This is a genomic window from Enterobacter sp. ENT02 (assembly GCF_019219165.1).
Lineage (GTDB): Bacteria > Pseudomonadota > Gammaproteobacteria > Enterobacterales > Enterobacteriaceae > Enterobacter > Enterobacter mori.
On the sequence record NZ_JAHUWD010000055.1, the window covers coordinates 1 to 208 of the forward strand.

Consider the following 208-nt stretch of genomic DNA (forward strand, 5'->3'; position numbering starts at 1 on the left):
CATCAGGCTTGCGCCCATTGTGCAATATTCCCCACTGCTGCCTCCCGTAGGAGTCTGGACCGTGTCTCAGTTCCAGTGTGGCTGGTCATCCTCTCAGACCAGCTAGGGATCGTCGCCTAGGTGAGCCATTACCCCACCTACTAGCTAATCCCATCTGGGCACATCTGATGGCAAGAGGCCCGAAGGTCCCCCTCTTTGGTCTTGCGAC

At 57.7% G+C, this 208-nt stretch carries 1 rRNA gene; it reads right to left on the bottom strand.

What is annotated here, in order from left to right:
• Positions 1 to 208: ribosomal RNA gene (locus KW829_RS22875) — 16S ribosomal RNA — on the bottom strand; the annotation flags it as partial.